The 15,804-nt window shown below is 61.5% G+C and carries 17 protein-coding genes and 1 pseudogene; 5 read left to right on the top strand and 13 right to left on the bottom strand.

The window, feature by feature from the left end; genetic code table 11:
• The 6 genes and pseudogenes from NKI97_RS18215 to NKI97_RS18240 all read right to left on the bottom strand — a co-directional run.
• A pseudogene (locus NKI97_RS18215) lies at positions 1-484 on the bottom strand (transposase); the annotation flags it as partial.
• 42 nt (positions 485-526) lie between these two features.
• Positions 527-1,060 carry a hypothetical protein gene (locus NKI97_RS18220; protein WP_352835689.1) on the bottom strand — a complete coding sequence of 178 codons (534 nt, stop codon included), beginning with the start codon at positions 1,058-1,060 and terminating at the stop codon, positions 527-529.
• The gene (locus NKI97_RS18225) at positions 1,017-1,343 is read right to left on the bottom strand and encodes an HxsD-related protein (RefSeq protein WP_352835692.1); all 327 of its coding nucleotides are present in this window, start codon (positions 1,341-1,343) and stop codon (positions 1,017-1,019) included. The genes NKI97_RS18220 and NKI97_RS18225 overlap by 44 nt, the downstream gene beginning before the upstream one ends.
• Positions 1,344-2,045: 702 nt before the next feature.
• A complete protein-coding gene (locus tag NKI97_RS18230; RefSeq protein WP_352835695.1) occupies positions 2,046-2,762 on the bottom strand; it encodes a toll/interleukin-1 receptor domain-containing protein in 717 nt (238 codons plus the stop codon).
• Between the two features lie 380 nt (positions 2,763-3,142).
• Entirely contained in the window at positions 3,143-3,727 is a 585-nt protein-coding gene (locus NKI97_RS18235) for a GDYXXLXY domain-containing protein (protein WP_352744632.1), read from the bottom strand.
• Positions 3,724-4,842 carry a DUF2157 domain-containing protein gene (locus NKI97_RS18240; protein WP_352744634.1) on the bottom strand — a complete coding sequence of 373 codons (1,119 nt, stop codon included), beginning with the start codon at positions 4,840-4,842 and terminating at the stop codon, positions 3,724-3,726. Before NKI97_RS18240 ends, NKI97_RS18235 begins: the two co-directional genes overlap by 4 nt.
• Before the next feature lie 222 nt (positions 4,843-5,064).
• Between NKI97_RS18240 and NKI97_RS18245 the strand changes: the two genes are divergently transcribed.
• From NKI97_RS18245 to trmFO, 3 genes are all read left to right on the top strand, one after another.
• Positions 5,065-5,205 carry a DUF1127 domain-containing protein gene (locus NKI97_RS18245; protein ID WP_023678913.1) on the top strand — a complete coding sequence of 47 codons (141 nt, stop codon included), beginning with the start codon at positions 5,065-5,067 and terminating at the stop codon, positions 5,203-5,205.
• Between the two features lie 48 nt (positions 5,206-5,253).
• Entirely contained in the window at positions 5,254-5,394 is a 141-nt protein-coding gene (locus NKI97_RS18250) for a DUF1127 domain-containing protein (protein WP_023678914.1), read from the top strand.
• A gap of 368 nt (positions 5,395-5,762) precedes the next feature.
• The gene (trmFO, locus tag NKI97_RS18255) at positions 5,763-7,172 is read left to right on the top strand and encodes a methylenetetrahydrofolate--tRNA-(uracil(54)-C(5))-methyltransferase (FADH(2)-oxidizing) TrmFO (RefSeq protein WP_352744637.1); all 1,410 of its coding nucleotides are present in this window, start codon (positions 5,763-5,765) and stop codon (positions 7,170-7,172) included.
• A gap of 26 nt (positions 7,173-7,198) precedes the next feature.
• Here trmFO and NKI97_RS18260 read toward each other — a convergent pair whose 3' ends face one another.
• From NKI97_RS18260 to yajC, 4 genes are read right to left on the bottom strand one after another with little or no spacing between them, the layout of a single operon-like run.
• Entirely contained in the window at positions 7,199-8,026 is an 828-nt protein-coding gene (locus tag NKI97_RS18260; protein ID WP_502907113.1) for a phytoene/squalene synthase family protein, read from the bottom strand.
• Between the two features lie 25 nt (positions 8,027-8,051).
• Complete coding sequence (locus NKI97_RS18265) at positions 8,052-8,441, bottom strand: Mth938-like domain-containing protein (RefSeq protein WP_023678919.1); 390 nt, start codon at positions 8,439-8,441, stop codon at positions 8,052-8,054.
• A gap of 15 nt (positions 8,442-8,456) precedes the next feature.
• Positions 8,457-11,009, bottom strand: coding sequence for a protein translocase subunit SecDF (secDF, locus tag NKI97_RS18270; protein WP_352835702.1), 2,553 nt, complete (start codon positions 11,007-11,009; stop codon positions 8,457-8,459).
• Positions 11,010-11,060: 51 nt separating this feature from the next.
• The gene (gene yajC / locus NKI97_RS18275) at positions 11,061-11,402 is read right to left on the bottom strand and encodes a preprotein translocase subunit YajC (protein WP_352451381.1); all 342 of its coding nucleotides are present in this window, start codon (positions 11,400-11,402) and stop codon (positions 11,061-11,063) included.
• Between yajC and NKI97_RS18280 the strand changes: the two genes are divergently transcribed.
• Both NKI97_RS18280 and NKI97_RS18285 read left to right on the top strand, forming a co-directional pair.
• Positions 11,308-11,622: a hypothetical protein gene (locus tag NKI97_RS18280; RefSeq protein WP_352744843.1), complete on the top strand. Its 315-nt coding sequence runs from the start codon at positions 11,308-11,310 to the stop codon at positions 11,620-11,622. The genes yajC and NKI97_RS18280 overlap by 95 nt on opposite strands.
• 55 nt (positions 11,623-11,677) lie before the next feature.
• Positions 11,678-12,553 carry an ATP-binding protein gene (locus NKI97_RS18285; protein ID WP_352526035.1) on the top strand — a complete coding sequence of 292 codons (876 nt, stop codon included), beginning with the start codon at positions 11,678-11,680 and terminating at the stop codon, positions 12,551-12,553.
• A gap of 153 nt (positions 12,554-12,706) precedes the next feature.
• Here the strand turns inward: NKI97_RS18285 and NKI97_RS18290 are convergent, their stop codons facing one another.
• The 3 genes from NKI97_RS18290 to surE all read right to left on the bottom strand — a co-directional run bounded on the left by NKI97_RS18290 (position 12,707) and on the right by surE (position 15,769).
• Positions 12,707-14,239, bottom strand: a complete 1,533-nt coding sequence (locus NKI97_RS18290) for a peptidoglycan DD-metalloendopeptidase family protein (protein WP_352835705.1) — start codon at positions 14,237-14,239, stop codon at positions 12,707-12,709.
• A 109-nt stretch (positions 14,240-14,348) separates the two neighbouring features.
• On the bottom strand, positions 14,349-15,014 hold the full coding sequence (locus tag NKI97_RS18295; RefSeq protein WP_352451384.1) for a protein-L-isoaspartate(D-aspartate) O-methyltransferase: 666 nt from the start codon (positions 15,012-15,014) through the stop codon (positions 14,349-14,351).
• On the bottom strand, positions 15,011-15,769 hold the full coding sequence (gene surE, locus NKI97_RS18300; RefSeq protein WP_352451385.1) for a 5'/3'-nucleotidase SurE: 759 nt from the start codon (positions 15,767-15,769) through the stop codon (positions 15,011-15,013). The genes NKI97_RS18295 and surE overlap by 4 nt, the downstream gene beginning before the upstream one ends.
• Positions 15,770-15,804: the final 35 nt, after the last annotated feature.

Here is a 15,804-nt window from a genome sequence, read left to right on the forward strand (position 1 = left end):
CCCTCCCGCCTCAGCATCACGAGAAGACGCCGGTAGCCGAACCGGCGACGCTCCTGCGCGATCGCCTTCATCCGCTCGCGAAGCTCGCGGTCGTCCGGCCTGCTGGTCTCGTAGCGAACCGTCATGCGGCAACAGCCGATGGCTTTACACGCCCGCCGTTCGCTCATCCCGAAGCCTTCCTTCAGGCGAGCGACAGCTTTCCGCTTGGCCGCGGGCGTCACCATTTCTTTCCCACAAGATCCTTCAATGCGGCATTGTCGAGCATGGCGTCGGCCAGAAGCCGCTTCAGCCGCGTGTTCTCGTCCTCCAGAGCCTTCAGTCGCCGAGCCTCGGAGACATCCATCCCGCCGAAGCGGGCCTTCCAGTTGTAAATCGAGGCGTCGCTGACCCCGTGCTTACGGCACAGATCGGCAACCGATACCCCGGCCTCATGTTCCTTCAAAATTCCGATGATCTGCTCTTCAGAGAAGCGGCTACGTTTCATGTCCTGGTCCTCTCGATGGGCCAGAACGAACTTCAAACCGGATTAGATCAGAGGGGCAAGGTCACCCTGAAACTCAATCTTGATGGAAGGACTTGGCGAGCGAAAAACCAACGCCAGGGCCTTCTCGGCGGTCTCCTCAGTCATGTCGAATGCAGAGCGGTCTTCGCTCTGCCTCGAAACCTGACAGTAAGGACAGGAATGCTCGCAGCGAAGAGAGACCACCATGATATGAAGAGAGGTGAAATTCTCTAGCCGCTTTGCTTTGGTTCGAACTTTGTTGGCCAGCAGAGCCCTGCCGAGGTTCGATGAGGCATCAAAGAGAAAGTGTCGGTGCCGAAGGCGCGAGTAGTAAGGATCGGTGCTCGACAGCTCGTGTCGGACGAACGAGGCCAACACCGCTCGTGGCAGAACCAGATATTCTCCCGCCTGATTGCTGAGCACGTACCGCTCACCGTCCAGCGGAGAAAAGCGAAAGAAAGCCAGTTGATACTTGGCCTCGATGGGCTCTCGAAACTCGGCAGGTAGGGCGAACTTAGTCAACTGATTGAAGGCCGGATTTAGAAAATGCCAAGGCAAGCACCGCGTTTCTAACGGAGGCCGTTTCCTTGGCCACCACCCCACGCAGGTCCTGGTCTAGAACTTCAAGTCGAAGCGCTTCAATCGCGCGCTCAGCCTGCTCTCCCGAGATCGGCTTGCTGAAGTGAAGCACGCACTTTGCCAAGCCAGCCTCGATGGCAATGGTGACTGAAGAATCGCCGGTCACTCTATAGGCGGCACGCTTCACGCAATCCAACGTGAAGACCTTCAGATCGAAACGGATTTCTGCGGACTTCACCGTCGCCACGGTTTCGGCAAGCATCCACTTAGCAATAGCTGTAGCCGGAACAGTGAGAAGCGTGGCTGGCGTGCGAAGAGTGGCTGGAATGGCTAGAATGGTATGCCATTCTCACTTCGGTACCGCTCGATCGATCCAGGACCACTCCGAAGCCATCATTGCGAGGTGATACGCCGGTTTCGGTGGTATTCGTGAGTGCTTCCGCAGAATCTAATGAAACCGCCGCTTGCACCGGTGTGCCCAAGATTATCGAAGCCGATAGAGCAACCGGCGACAGAAAACTGCGCTTTGACATTTAAGCCTCCCCACCATCCCAAGTTGTTTAGACGTAAAGCGCCCTCGCGCGGAACGCAAGTGATTCTGAGCAGCTCTCAGTAAATAAGGTTAGCGTTCTTTGAGGATAACTAGAGTCGCGGCACCCATCGTGAGCGCAGCCGTTTAGGCTTGGAGCTCACGGGCTGCTATCTAGTGGAGGAGTGTTTTCATCGTTTCGTCGTCGCCGTCCAGCTTTGATGGCCTACAGCAGGGATAGTTGACCGCTTCCACCTTCGGGACCAAGGGGAACCAATATTTCCGGTTTGTGCTCGTCTCTCCGCCTTGTCCTTGAGTTGCGGACCACCGAGCCGGTTCCATTGGGGTACATATAAAACGGCTCAAGGTTGCCCAGGATGTCGCGCAAGGATACGCTCTTGGGACGTGGTGAGGTTGTATAGATTGCACATCCTTTTAAGCTGGAACTTGATCTCTTGCAGCAAGCATCGCGAGAGCCTTGTCCTTGATTGCCTTTGCTACTTCAGTAAGCGCATCATCAAGATTCTCGATGCTCGTAATCGACTTCCCGTCTTTTGGCGTGGCCTTAAGGGACCCGAATATCTCGTCATGCCAGAGACAGTTTCTGGCGATGACTGGAACCACCACCGCCGAACCGCTGGCGTCTCTTTCCATAGCGCGTTTTAGCTCGATCTCATTGCAGTAATCCGAGTTGATGAAATCGACACTCACCAATAGGACGATGATATCTGCGGAATCCAAATGACTTCTAATCGCCTCCGCCCATTTTTCCCCGCTCTTAATTCGCCCGTCGTGCCAAGCTTCAACGATACCCAGACGACTGAGAGGCATGAGGTGCTTGAGCAAATCTGCTTTCAGCCCGTCATCCGTATGTGAATACGATATGAACGCTTGAAGCGCCCTCGGCTTAGCTCGGGTGTCATGAACGAGACTTACAACACCGCCTGGCCCACCACGCTCTGCTTTGATTAACCCCTGATCCCTCAATCTATCCTTGGTTTGAGCATATCGCCAGTCTTGCCATCCAAGTTCATCGCGCAAGGTCCCGTTTCTGACGGAGATTTTCCCTCCCCCCGACATCCGTGTTAGGCACTCTACAAACCGCTCTTCAAAGGTCTTTCCCGGTTTCCTTGGTTTAGTCTGCTTTGCCATCTAAGTTCCCCCGAATCTGGGCTGAACGTCCCGCGAAGGTGGCGTCCGGTCAAGCGGATTCCAGTCCGGGCAAATCCAACCGCCGTCTTAGCCTGCGCTCGCTTGAGGGTTCGCAAAGATTTTCGCGAAAAATCTGTTTCGGCATTTATGTAAAGACAGGCAGCCATATCCCCCCTCCTGGGGCGGCTAAGTTGGTACAAAAAAACGTACATGCCGGTACAAGCGACAGCGGCGCAACCTTTGCAAAATAACGCCTTCAGAGCTCCCATGAGTCCCTTCATCCGCACCACCCTTCGCTATTCGAGCTTCGGGTGGCAGGCCACTCGAAGCTCCTCCGAAGCCTTGGCGAAGGAGGATCATTGCCAAGGCCGTAGTGCGATCTAGTAAAGCGGCTCCTCGAACAGTGTCTTGTCGCCATCCACCAGCGCTTTGATCTGCGCGGTGCCGTTGGCCGCAATCGCCACCCGGATGCCGAACGGCCGCACCCGCATGTCGTTCTGGATCGCCATCCCCTCGCCTTCCGGCAGATAGAAGCGCTCGATGCCGTAATCCGGCGCGATCGTCGTTGCTCCCTGGCTGATATTCCAGCCCTCGAAGACATGTCCGACGATATCGGCTTCATCGGATGCTGCGGGCACCGGCGCTTGCCCGAACCAAGCCGCGGTCGGCCCCCAATAGCCATCGGCGCCCTGCTTCAGCCTGACCACGATCGACGTTTCCTCGCTGGAAAGCTTGCCGGCCGGAATGTTGCCGATCAGTTTCACCGGTATGCGCGAAATATCGTAGCCGAGCAGAATGTAGTCACCGCGCAAGAGATCGCGCGGATCGATCGGCTCGACCTTGAGCAGGACCTGCTTGCCATCGCGCAGGATCGCCGCGCGTCCGGCGATGATCCAGCTCAGAAAGCCGATCTGGACGAGCGCCAGGACCAGCGCCGAGATGATCAGTCTTTTGCCGGTCATCATGCCGCCGCTCCTGTCATGTTCGAGGCGTTCATGCGCTTTTCTATGCGGATGATAATGAAAGCAAGAACGGCGAGAAGCACCGCCGCCGCAAGGAAGAAGCCTGCGGTGTCGAGCATTGATTGCAGCATCACCACGTAGATGATGGCGAGTTCGAAGGCGAAGCCCGTATAGGCAACCCAGCGCAGTCCCCGGCTCTCGCGGCCGCCCAGCACGATCGCCGCGACGATGCCGGCCAGCGCAACAGCCGAGGCAATGGCGAAGCCGCTATTGTAGCTGCTTTCATCCGCCAGTTCGAATTGGATCATCGCCAGGCCGGTGAGAAAGCCGATCAGCGCGTGCAAGGGCAACCTGCCGCCGAGTTGCAAAACCCTCTCGACCGGCCCGGCAGCAAAGATCGCAGCGGTAAAAAGCAGCACCGATGCGGCAACGAGCGGGATGGCGACTTGCAGCGTGTCGTATTCCATGGCCAACAGCACGAGGTAGAAAAGCACCGACAGGATGATCAGGTGGCGCGCCGCCTGGCTGCGCGTCCAGAACGAAACGGCGAACAGAATTAGCGCCATGACCACGAAGAGATGCGGAAATTCCGTGCGCCGGAAGTAGTCGAACCCTCTCAGGAACAGCCAGGCATCGGCGATGCCGACGGCAGCGACGGTCAGCGGGTTTGAGCGCAGCGCCACCGCCGCCAGCGCCGTGCCGGCGCCCCAGGTGATCAAGGCCGAGGCCTCGTCGCCCGACAAATGATACATCTGGCCGATCAGCGCGATCGATCCGCCGAACGCTGCCGCCGCGACGATCCACAGTGCTTCGCCGATCGCCGCATGGTCGCGCATCTTCAGCACCGCGCCGCCGACATAGCCGGCAAGGATAACGGCAAAAAGTGCCGCGACCCGCACCAGCCGCGGGATGACTTCCCAGTTGGCGGCGATAAAGATCAGGATAGCTGCGCCGAACAGCAGCGCCGCCATCATCGCCAGGATCGAGCCGAAACTCAGCGATTTGCGTTCGTTTGCCTCGACGTCGCGCGTTAGAGCCTCGGCTGTCGGCGCGTCGATCAGGCCAGCCTGCTGCCATCGCGCGATATCCGACCTGACCCGTGACGAATAGCTCGCCATGCCCCTCCCCCTTTGCTTGGTTCTTTTAGCTCGTCCGGCCAAGCGTTTGACCTAACGGCGTTTTCCGATCTGGGCGGAAAACCGGAAGCGCGTTAATGCTGCATTGCACAATTTGCATTGCTGCCATGCACCAATAGCGCTTTTAAATCGATATGACCCCACCTATTTTCACGGTGCACACAAAGACGGAATGATCCGAAAGAAAGACGAAACGAGACTACCATGAACCTGATCCGCAACTATCGCAACTGGCGCCGCTATAGGGACACCGTGTCCGAGCTGAACCGCCTGAGCACCCGTGAACTGACCGACCTCGGCATCAGCCGCAGCGACATTCACTACGTCGCCCGCAAGGCGGTCTAATCCTTCGGGCCGCAAATGGTCCGAACCAGTTTTGAAAAGAGAACGACAATGAACCTGATCCGCAACTATCGTAACTGGCGCGTCTACCGCGAGACGGTTACCGAGCTGGGTCGCCTGTCGAATCGCCAGCTCAACGATCTCGGCATCGTCCGCGACGAGATCAAGATGGTCGCTCGCAGGGCGATCTAACCACAAGAATTTCGCCAGGGTCGACCTCCTCCCCGACCCTGACGGATACGGTCAGCCTTCACCTCCTCCCGAGGGTTGACCACAAAAACGGCGCCCGCCGGACCTCCTCCCCCGGCGGGCGCTGTTTCAAAAAGGGTTTCGCACCCTTTCAAATGGCGAAAGGAATTTCGTCAAAGCCGACCTCCTCCCCGGCGATGACGAATACGGTCGATCTTCACCTCCTCCCGAGGATCGACCAACAAAACGACACCCGCCGGACCTCCTCCCCCGGCGGGTGTTGTTGTTTTGGGCAATATTCCGCAGCAGCCCACTTGCGGTGCGATCCCTGGCAATTGCAATCCTTGCGCCAAGCGACTATTTCGGCGCTCATGGACAAGAACCCCATTCACGTTATCGGCGGCGGTCTCGCCGGCTCCGAAGCCGCCTGGCAGGCGGCCGAAGCCGGCGTTCCCGTTGTCCTGCATGAAATGCGCCCCGTCCGCGGTACCGACGCGCATAAGACCGACGGGCTGGCCGAGCTCGTCTGTTCCAACTCCTTCCGTTCCGACGATGCGCAAACCAATGCCGTCGGCCTGCTGCACGCCGAAATGCGGCTGGCTGGTTCGCTGATCATGAGCGCCGGCGACGCGCATCAGGTGCCGGCCGGCGGTGCGCTGGCCGTCGACCGCGACGGATTTTCCGAAGCGGTGACCAGAAAGCTCGAAGCCCACCCGCTCATCACCATCCAGCGTGAGGAAGTGCCCGGCCTGCCGCCGGCGGACTGGGACCAGGCGATCGTTGCCACCGGCCCGCTAACGGCGCCGTCGCTCGCCCAGTCGATTGCGGACGCAACCGGCGCCGACGCGCTCGCCTTCTTCGATGCTATCGCCCCGATCGTCCATTTCGACACGATCGACATGGACATCTGCTGGTTCCAGTCGCGCTACGACAAGGTCGGCCCCGGCGGCACCGGCAAGGATTACATCAACTGCCCGATGGACAAGGAGCAGTACCTTGCCTTCGTGCAGGCGGTGGTCGACGGCCAGAAAACCGAATTCAAGCAATGGGAAGGCACGCCCTATTTCGACGGCTGCCTGCCGATCGAGGTGATGGCCGAGCGCGGCGTCGAGACATTGCGCTACGGGCCGATGAAGCCGATGGGACTGACCAATGCGCATAATCCGTCTGTAAAGGCGTATGCCGTCGTCCAGCTCCGCCAGGACAATGCGCTGGGCACGCTCTACAACATGGTCGGCTTCCAGACCAAGCTGAAGCATGCCGAGCAGGTGCGCATATTCCGCACCATTCCCGGGCTGGAACACGCCGAGTTCGCCCGCCTCGGCGGCCTGCACCGCAACACCTATATCAATTCGCCGACGCTGCTCGATGCGTCGCTGCAGTTGAAATCGCGACCCGGCTTGCGTTTTGCCGGCCAGATCACTGGCTGCGAAGGCTATGTCGAGAGTGCCGCCATCGGCCTGCTTGCCGGGCGCTTTGCCGCCGCCGAAAGGCTTGGCCACGCGCCGTCGCTGCCGCCCTTGACCAGCGCTTTCGGCGCGCTGCTCAACCACATCACTGGTGGCCATATTGTCTCCGACGACGAGCCGGGGAAGCGCTCCTTCCAGCCGATGAATGTCAATTTCGGCCTGTTCCCGCCCGTGGACGCGCCAAAGATCGAGGGCAAGCGGCTGCGTGGCAAGGACAAGACGGTCGCCAAGCGGCACGCGGTGACATCGCGCGCGCTCGCCGACTGCCGCGAATGGCTGGGGCTGCCTTTTCGGGCGGAAGCGGCGGAATAACGATCAGGTTGGCTACGCGGCAGCCTCTATGCGGCCGGCCAGCCTCGCGTCGCTCGCCGGAACAAAAGCCAATGCCGGCGCAGGACAGAGAGCCGCACCGCGCTATCAAGCGGTGAGTGGCGGGCGCGCTCCATCTTGTCGAGATAGGCGCCCGAAAGAGCCAGCGGCAGAAAGGCCGGGCGCAATGAAACCGGCAAAACGGACGCCCCCTGCTCGAAAGCGGAAAGATGTTCCCGTGCCAGCGCGATCATCGCGGCAACGGCGCGTTCCGCGCCCGGCCCGCCGTCACCTGTAACGAACTCTTGCGGCGACGATCCCGCCGCCGCCAAAATATCGGCCGGGACAAAGCACTGTCCCCGCTTGCGATGCAGCGGCAGCAGAAGCAGGAGACCGGTCATCGCCTGCGCACAACCTGCCCTGCCGGCAAGTTCGGCAAAGCGTGGTGCTTGGACCGGATCGAGCACGATCGCCGCAAGCTGGATGAGCGCGGCGGCAGTCTCGCCGCAATAGCCTTCGAGGTCGGTGCGCGACGGCATCGGGTCGTCATAGAGATCGAAGATGCGCGCTTCGAGCATATTGTCGAAAGCAGCCTTGGGCAGGCGGTGAGTGGAAATAGTCGCCCTTAGCGCGTCCGCCACGGGATGGCCGACCTCAGCCCCATCCTCTTCGCCGGCGATGACATCGCGCCACCATTGCAGCCGCACCTCGCCCGGCAGCGCTTCGCGGATGCGATCGCGTATGCCGGCAATTTCGGCGTTGAAGGCATAGAGTGAAAACAGCGCGTCCCGCTTGTCTTCGGGCGCGTAGAGCGCGGTCAGATAGCGGTCATGATCGGCGGCGCGCACCGTCTCCATGGCGACTTTGGTGTTTTCGGCCACGTCAGTCGACGGCGATGAGTGCTGCGGCCACGGCGCGGTTTTCCGCCAGCAGCACATTGTAGGTCCGCACAGCCGCCCCGGTCGACATCGGATCGGCGGAAATGCCCGCTTCTTTCAGTGCCGTACGCAGCGCGGCGGGCAACGGCCTCAGATCCTTGCCGCTGCCGACCAGCAGGATCTCGACCTTGTCGGCCTCGTTGAACAGCTTGGCGAAATCCGCCGCCGTCAGCGCCAGCGGATCGGCCGGCTCCCAGCCATAGATGCCAGAAGGCAGGCACAGCAGCGAGCCGCGATGCGACATGTCGGCAAAGCGGAAACCGCCATTGCCGTAAGCCTCGATCGGTGCGCGGCCGGGGAAATGCGCCTCGCGGATGACGATGCCCTTGGCCACTTTTGAGGCAAGCCGTCAGGTGGCTATGGCTTTGCCGCCGCCCACCGGCTTTTCCTCATCGGACGCTGTGGCCTGCGGCCGCAGCTTGAACAGGATAAGCAGTGGCGCGGCGATAAAGATCGACGAATAGGTGCCGAACACGACGCCGAACAGCATGGCCATGGTGAACGAGCGGATCACCTCGCCGCCGAACAGCACCAGGGCCAGCAGCGCCAGGATCGTCGTCACCGAGGTCAGCGTCGTCCTCGACAGCGTCTCGTTGATGGCGTTGTTCAGCAATTGCGGCAGCGGCATTCGCTTGTATTTTCGCAGATCCTCGCGAACGCGGTCATAGACGACGATCGTATCGTTGAGCGAATAACCGATGATGGTAAGGATCGCCGCCAGCGACGATTGGTTGAATTCGAGGCCGGTGAGGACGAAGAAGCCGATCGTCATGACCACGTCGTGAACGGTCGCAACGATGGCGCCGACCGCGAACTGCCATTCGAAGCGGAACCAGACATAGATCAGGATGCCGAGCAGCGCGACCAGCATGGCAATGGTGCCTTGCTTGGCAAGCTCGCCCGAGACCGTCGGCCCGACCACTTCGACGCGGCGGAAATCATACTGGTCCTGCAGCTCGCCGCGCACCTTGTCGATGACGGTCTGCTCGGCATTCTCGCCGCCCTCCTGGGTACCGACGCGGATCAGAACGTCGTTCGGCTCGCCGAATTGTTGAACCTGCACCTCGCCGATATTGAGTTCCGTTAGCCTGCCGCGGATGTCGGCCAGATCGGCATTGCCGGCCTTGGACTGCACCTCGATCAGCGAGCCGCCCTTGAAATCGATGCCGTAATTGATGTCGATGGTCATGAAGCCGATGACCGACAGCACCGAAAGCACGCTCGACAGCGTGAACGTCCAGCGGCGGATGCCCATGAACGGAATTTTCGTTCCCGGCGGAATGAAGGTCACCGGCGCGCGTGGCAACTCCTTCGGACGGGCCCGGCGAAGCCAGATCGACACCAGCAGGCGGGTGAAGGTGAAGGCGGTGAAGACCGTGGTCAGGATGCCGATGGCATAGGTGACGGCAAAACCCTTCACCGGCCCGGTGCCGAGGTAGAACAGCACCACGGTGGCAATCAGCGAAGTGACGTTGGAATCGACGATGGTCGCCAGCGCCTTGCTGAAGCCGGTATCGATCGCCTGAATGACCGAGCGGCCGGCACGTCGCTCCTCGCGGATGCGTTCATAGATGAGAACGTTCGAATCGACCGCCATGCCGATGGTCAGCACGATACCGGCGATACCCGGCAAGGTCAGCGTCGCTCCAAGCAACGACAGCAGGCCGACGATCATCGCCACATGCACCGCCAGCGCGATGTTGGCGAGGAACCCGAGGAAGCCGTAGGCAACGAACATGAACGCCACAACCAGGATCGACCCGATGATGCCGGCGACCTTGCCGGCATGGATGGAATCCTGGCCAAGTCCCGGCCCCACCGTGCGCTCTTCGATCACAGTCAGCGTCGCCGGCAATGCGCCGGCACGCAGCAGCACGGCGAGGTCGTTGGCGCTCTCAGCGGTGAAATTCCCCGATATCTGCCCGGTGCCGCCGGGGATCGGCTCACGGATCTGTGGTGCCGAAATCACCTGATTGTCGAGGATGATGGCAAACAGCTTGCCGACGTTCTGCGATGTCGCCTGGCCGAACCGCTGCGCCCCTTTCGAATCGAAGCGGAACGAAACAACCGGCTCGTTGGTCTGAGAGTTGAACGTCGCCTGGGCATCGACGAGGTTTTCACCCGAAACGATGACGCGGTTCTCGATCAGATACGGAACCGGCGGATCGTCCTGCGAATACAGCACCGAGGATCCCGGCGGCGGACGGCCGTTCAGCGCATCCTGCACCGGCATCGATTGGTCAACCATTTGGAAGGTCAGCTTGGCGGTCTGGCCAAGAATTTCCTTCAGCCGTTGCGGGTCCTGCAGACCGGGCACCTGCACCAGGATGCGGTCGTCGCCTTGCCGCTGCACGATCGGCTCGGTGGTGCCGAGTTCGTTGACGCGACGCTCGACAACCTGGATCGCCTGCGTCAGCGCCGTCGAGGTGCGATATTTGATCCCCGCATCGGTAACCGCAAATTTGAGCAGGCCGGGCTCGGAATCATCCAGCGTCATCTCCTGGATGGAGCCGCCGCTGAACAGGCCGGCGGCCACCGGATTGGTCAATGGTTTCAAGGCTGTCTTGGCAGCATCGATCTGCGCGGGATCGGTGATGCGGACCTGCACCGTGCGGCCCGTTCCGGAAAGACCGGTATAGCCGATCTTGGCATCGCGCAGCAGCGTCCTGATTTCGTCGCGCGTCGTCTCCAGCCGATCCTTGATCAGATCGTTCGGATCCATCCTGAGCAGGATATGCGAGCCGCCCTGCAGGTCGAGGCCGAGCGTCATCTGCCGCTTCGGCACCCAGTCGGGAAGCTTGGCCAGCGTGCTGGCGGAAAAAAGGTTGGGCGCAGCGAGGACCACTGTGGCGGCCACGGCCAGCCAGATCAGGATCATCTTGAAGCGCGAAAAATAAAGCATATGGCGTCGTCCGTCAGGGCGTACTGGCGGATCGTTCCGCCGACAATTCGGTTATTTCTTGGCGTTCTGGTTCGCCACCGGCTCGCCCTTGACGCGCACATCGGCAATCGTCGAGCGCAGCGCCGTCACCTTGGTGCCGCCGCCAAGGTCGATCTCGAGCTCGTTGTCGTCAATCACCTTGGTCACCTTACCGACCAAGCCGCCGCCGGTGACGACGGTATCGCCGCGGCGAACCGCCGCCAGCATCTCGCCGCGCTTCTTCAGCTGCGTGCGCTGCGGCCGGATGATCAGAAAATACATGATCACAAAAATCAGAGCAAACGGCACGATCTGGATAAACATTGCGGACGAGTCCCCGCCGATGCCTTGGGCGTATGCCGGTGTCACGAACATCGAGGTACTCCTGAACTTTGAAAAACAGCCGCAAGGCGGCCCCGCCAAATTTGGCCGGAATATAGTCGGTAAAGTTGCCAATGCAACTGCGCGGCCGGGCAAATCGGCTGCTTTTCCGGCCTGGCGAGCCGTGTTAGAGGGTGATCCCGAAAAGCGACGCTCGGTTTTCGCAAAAGATCATGCCCGAACAAATGCTTGGGACGAGTTTCGAAACCGCTGAAATCAGGTAGGTTGCCCTGCCGCACCGCTCTGAACGCGAACAAAAAAGACAAGAGATGACCGACAGCACCATCGCTATCCTGAACCAGAAGCTCGACCGCCTGATCGAGGCGGTCGCCCGCCTCGCCTCGCCGCCGGTGCCTCAAACCGACCTAGGCGAGGCCGATTGCTTCGTCTGGCAGGCCGATCCTGGCTATCTGGAACCTGTGCGCAAGGTCAACCGCGTCGACATCGGCCTGATCCGCGGCGTCGACCGAGTCCGCGACATATTGGTCGATAACACCGAGCGCTTCGCCTCAGGCTACGCCGCCAACAACGTGCTGTTGTGGGGCGCGCGCGGCATGGGCAAATCGTCGCTGGTCAAGGCAGTGCACGCCTCGGTCAACGCTTCGGCGAAGCTCGACCTGCCGCTCAAGCTGATCGAGATCCATCGCGAAGACATCGACACGCTGCCGAAGCTGATGGGCTTGTTGAAGGCAGCACCCTTCCGCTTCATCCTGTTTTGCGACGACCTGTCATTCGACCATGACGACACGTCCTACAAATCGCTGAAGGCAGCACTTGAAGGCGGCGTCGAGGGCCGCCCGGCCAATGTCATCTTCTATGCCACCTCGAACCGGCGACATCTGTTGCCGCGCGACATGATCGACAATGAGCGCTCGACCGCGATCAACCCGTCGGAAGCGGTCGAGGAAAAGGTTTCGCTGTCGGACCGCTTCGGTCTGTGGCTTGGCTTCCACAAATGCTCGCAGGACGAATATCTCGACATGATCGATGGTTATGTCCGCCATCACGATCTCGCCATCGATCCCGAGACGCTGCGCGCCGAGGCGCTGGAATGGGCGACGACGCGCGGCAGCCGTTCGGGCCGCGTCGCTTGGCAATTCACCCAGGATCTGGCAGGCCGGCTCGGCAAGTCGCTCAAGGACTAGACCATGATCCCGAACCGAAGGTCAGCGTAGCAAAAAAGGAGCCCGGTTTCGGACTAGATCATGGTCCAGAAAAGCAACAGAAGAAGCCCGCACCTTGCGGAGCGGACTTCTTCGGCGGGCTGAAGGTCAGGCGGCCCGCAAGTCGCTTTTTCTCTATTCGAGATAGCCTGACGGATCGACCGGCGCCGAGTTCTTGCGAACTTCGAAATGCAGTTTCGGCGAGTCGGTGGTGCCGCTCATGCCGGACAGGGCGATTTCCTGCCCGCGCTTGACCTTTTGGCCGCGCTGCACCTCGATCGAGCTGGCATGGCCGTAGACGGTGACCAGACCGTTTTCGTGACGCACCAGCACCGTGTTGCCGAATTCCTTGAGGCCGTCGCCGGCATAGATGACGACGCCATTTTCGGCTGCCTTGACCGGCGTCCCCTCAGGCACGGCGATGTCGACGCCGTCCTTGCCGCCGCCGAAGCTTGAAATCACGCGGCCGCGCACCGGCCAGCGCATCTTGCCGATGCCGGTTGCATCAGGCGCCACCGCATCGTCGTCCTCGGCCTGCTGGATGACTTTCGCATCCTTCTTTGGCGGCGTGTAGGAGGCGAGCGTCTGCGTCGGCGTTGTCTTGGCCGGTGGCTGAGTGGTGGCCGTCGTCACCGGATCGACCTTTGCCGGCTTCGCGCCGGCGACAACAGCGGTTCCGCCGGCCGGCACTTTCAGGGTCTGGCCGATCTTGAGCAGCCCGTCCTGCATGCCGTTCGCCTGTTTCAGCGCAACGACGCCGACGCCGGTCTTTCTGGCGATGGCGGACAGCGTATCGCCTTGCTGTACCGTGTAAGTGCCGCCGGCACCGGCCGGCTTGGCCATCGACGAGGCTGTTTTGAGCGCAGTCTTTCCATCCTTCGGCTGGCTTGCGGCGGCCGAGGCATCCACCTGCGCGGCAGACTTGCCTTCCCTGAGCTTCGGCTGCTGCGGCAGCACGGCCACCTTCTCCGGCGCGTCGGCCGGCTGGTCGTGCCTGGTGCCGTTCGCGGGCTTGGCGTCGGCGACTTTCGGCGCGGCTCCGTTGCTCGAGTAAGCATAGGCCGGGATGACGAGCTTCTGGCCGGTCTTCAGCCCTTTGGTTGCGCTCAGCCCGTTGACTTTCATGATGGCATCCGCCGGCACGCCGTAGCGCCGCGACAGGCCGGAAATGGTCTCGCCATCCTTGACGATGATCTCGGTTGCATGCGGTGCGCCGGCGGCCGTCGCCATGCGCGGCGCGTCGGGCTCGGCGTTCTTGAACGGCCTTGCCGCCGGAGCAACGGTGCCGGTTGCCGTCCTGTCGACATGAGGAGCGGCAGGCGCCAGGGCCGGCGCGGCAGCGGTACGCACCGGGCGGGCGGGAGGGGCCAGGGCGGGAGCCGGCGGCGGCAGTTGCTGTGCCGTAACCGGTTCGAGGCTTGAGCGGCTGACCGACTGGGTGTGGCTGCCGTCGATCGGGGCGGCCGCAACATCGCCCGGATAAGGCTGGGCAGCATCCTGCTTGTCGATGATGGCGCGCTGGTTGTTGGTCGAGGCGGTGAACACGTCGTCGACGCTGTTGAACCGCGCCACTTGGGAACTACACCCCGTCGCAGCGCCTGCGATCATGAGGACGGCGCAGCCACGCGCCAGATTGCGTCCGTTTGCCTTCAAAACACTGAATTGCATCGCACTAACCCGCACAGACCCGGTACAACTGAGCGTGATTAAAGCGCGTTAATGTTACCGGTCGGTTAAACCTCTAGAGTCCGACGCAAATTTTCTTAAAATTTTTAAGTCAGATGACCGCGGCGACGCCGTGCAGGATCGGCTGCAGGCGCACCAGGCCGATATCCTCGCGTTCGAAGCGGCTGCCGACCTTGGTCAGCTTGGCCAGCACCTGCTCGCCTTCGTCGGGTCCGATCGGCGCGATGACGATGCCGCCGCTCGACAATTGGTCGAGCAGGAAGCGCGGCAGGCTGTCGAACGCCGCCCAGGCGACGATGCGGTCAAACGGCGCTTCATTGGCCAGCCCGTTCGAACCGTCCGCCTGGCGCACGATGACATTGCCGATGGCGAGTGCCTCGAGGCGCTGCCGGGCCTGTTCGGCCAGCGTCTTGTAACGGTCGATGGTGACGATCCGAGCGGCAAGCCGCGACATCACCGCCGCCGTGTAGCCGGACCCGGTGCCGATCTCGAGCACGCGATTGCCCGGCTCGATGGCAAGTGCAGCGATCACCGCCGCCTGCAGGTCGGCGCCTTCGATGGCCTCGCCGCATTCGATCGGCAGCATGCGGTCCGACCAGGCGATCGAATGGAAGTGGGCCGACAGAAAACCGCGCCGCGGCGTCGCCTCAAAGGCGGCGATCAGCGCCTTCGGCACCGTGCCCCTGCCGCGCAGGCGAAGCAGGAAGGCGGCAAAACCTTCGCGGTCGTCGACCGCTGGAGCGTGGTTCAAGTTCATGCGAGCGCCTTGGCCAGTTGATCGCGGATTTCATGCGCGGTGAGATCGAGCTGCAGCGGCGTCACCGACACCAACCGATTGCGCAAGGCATGGAGGTCGGTGCCTTGCTTGCCCTCGACCGGCTCGCGGCCGAAGCGCAGCCAATAGTAAGGCAGGCCGCGGCCGTCGCGGCGCTCGTCGACCCACAGGCTGTGGACGAGCTTGCCCTGCGAGGTAACGACCGTGCCGGCGATCTCTTCGGGTGGGCAATTCGGAAAGTTGACGTTGAGCAGCACGCCGTCCGGCAACGGCATGGCGACAAGTTTTTCGAGCAGCGCCGGCGCCAGCGCTTCGGTGGTCTCGTAGGGAACGACGCGATCCTCGCCGACATAGGAATAGGCCTGGCTGATGGCGATCGAGCGCACGCCGAGCAGCGCGCCTTCCATGGCACCGGCGACGGTGCCAGAATAGGTGACGTCGTCGGCAATGTTGGCGCCGGAGTTGACGCCGGACAGGATCAGGTCGGGTGCTTCAGGCAGGATCTTCTTCACGCCCATGATGACGCAGTCGGTCGGCGTGCCGCGCACGGCAAAGTGCTTTTCGCCGATTTTCCTGAGGCGCAGCGGCTCCGAGATCGACAGCGAATGCGCATAGCCGGACTGGTCCTGTTCCGGCGCCACCACCCAGACGTCGTCCGACAGCGTGCGGGCGATGCGTTCGAGCGATGCAAGACCCTCGGCATGGATGCCGTCGTCGTTGGTCAGGAGGATACGCATGAGACCGCCTTTGGATGTTCAGATTGACGGCAGTT

The organism is Mesorhizobium sp. M0296 (genome assembly GCF_040321675.1).
Taxonomy (GTDB): Bacteria; Pseudomonadota; Alphaproteobacteria; order Rhizobiales; family Rhizobiaceae; genus Mesorhizobium.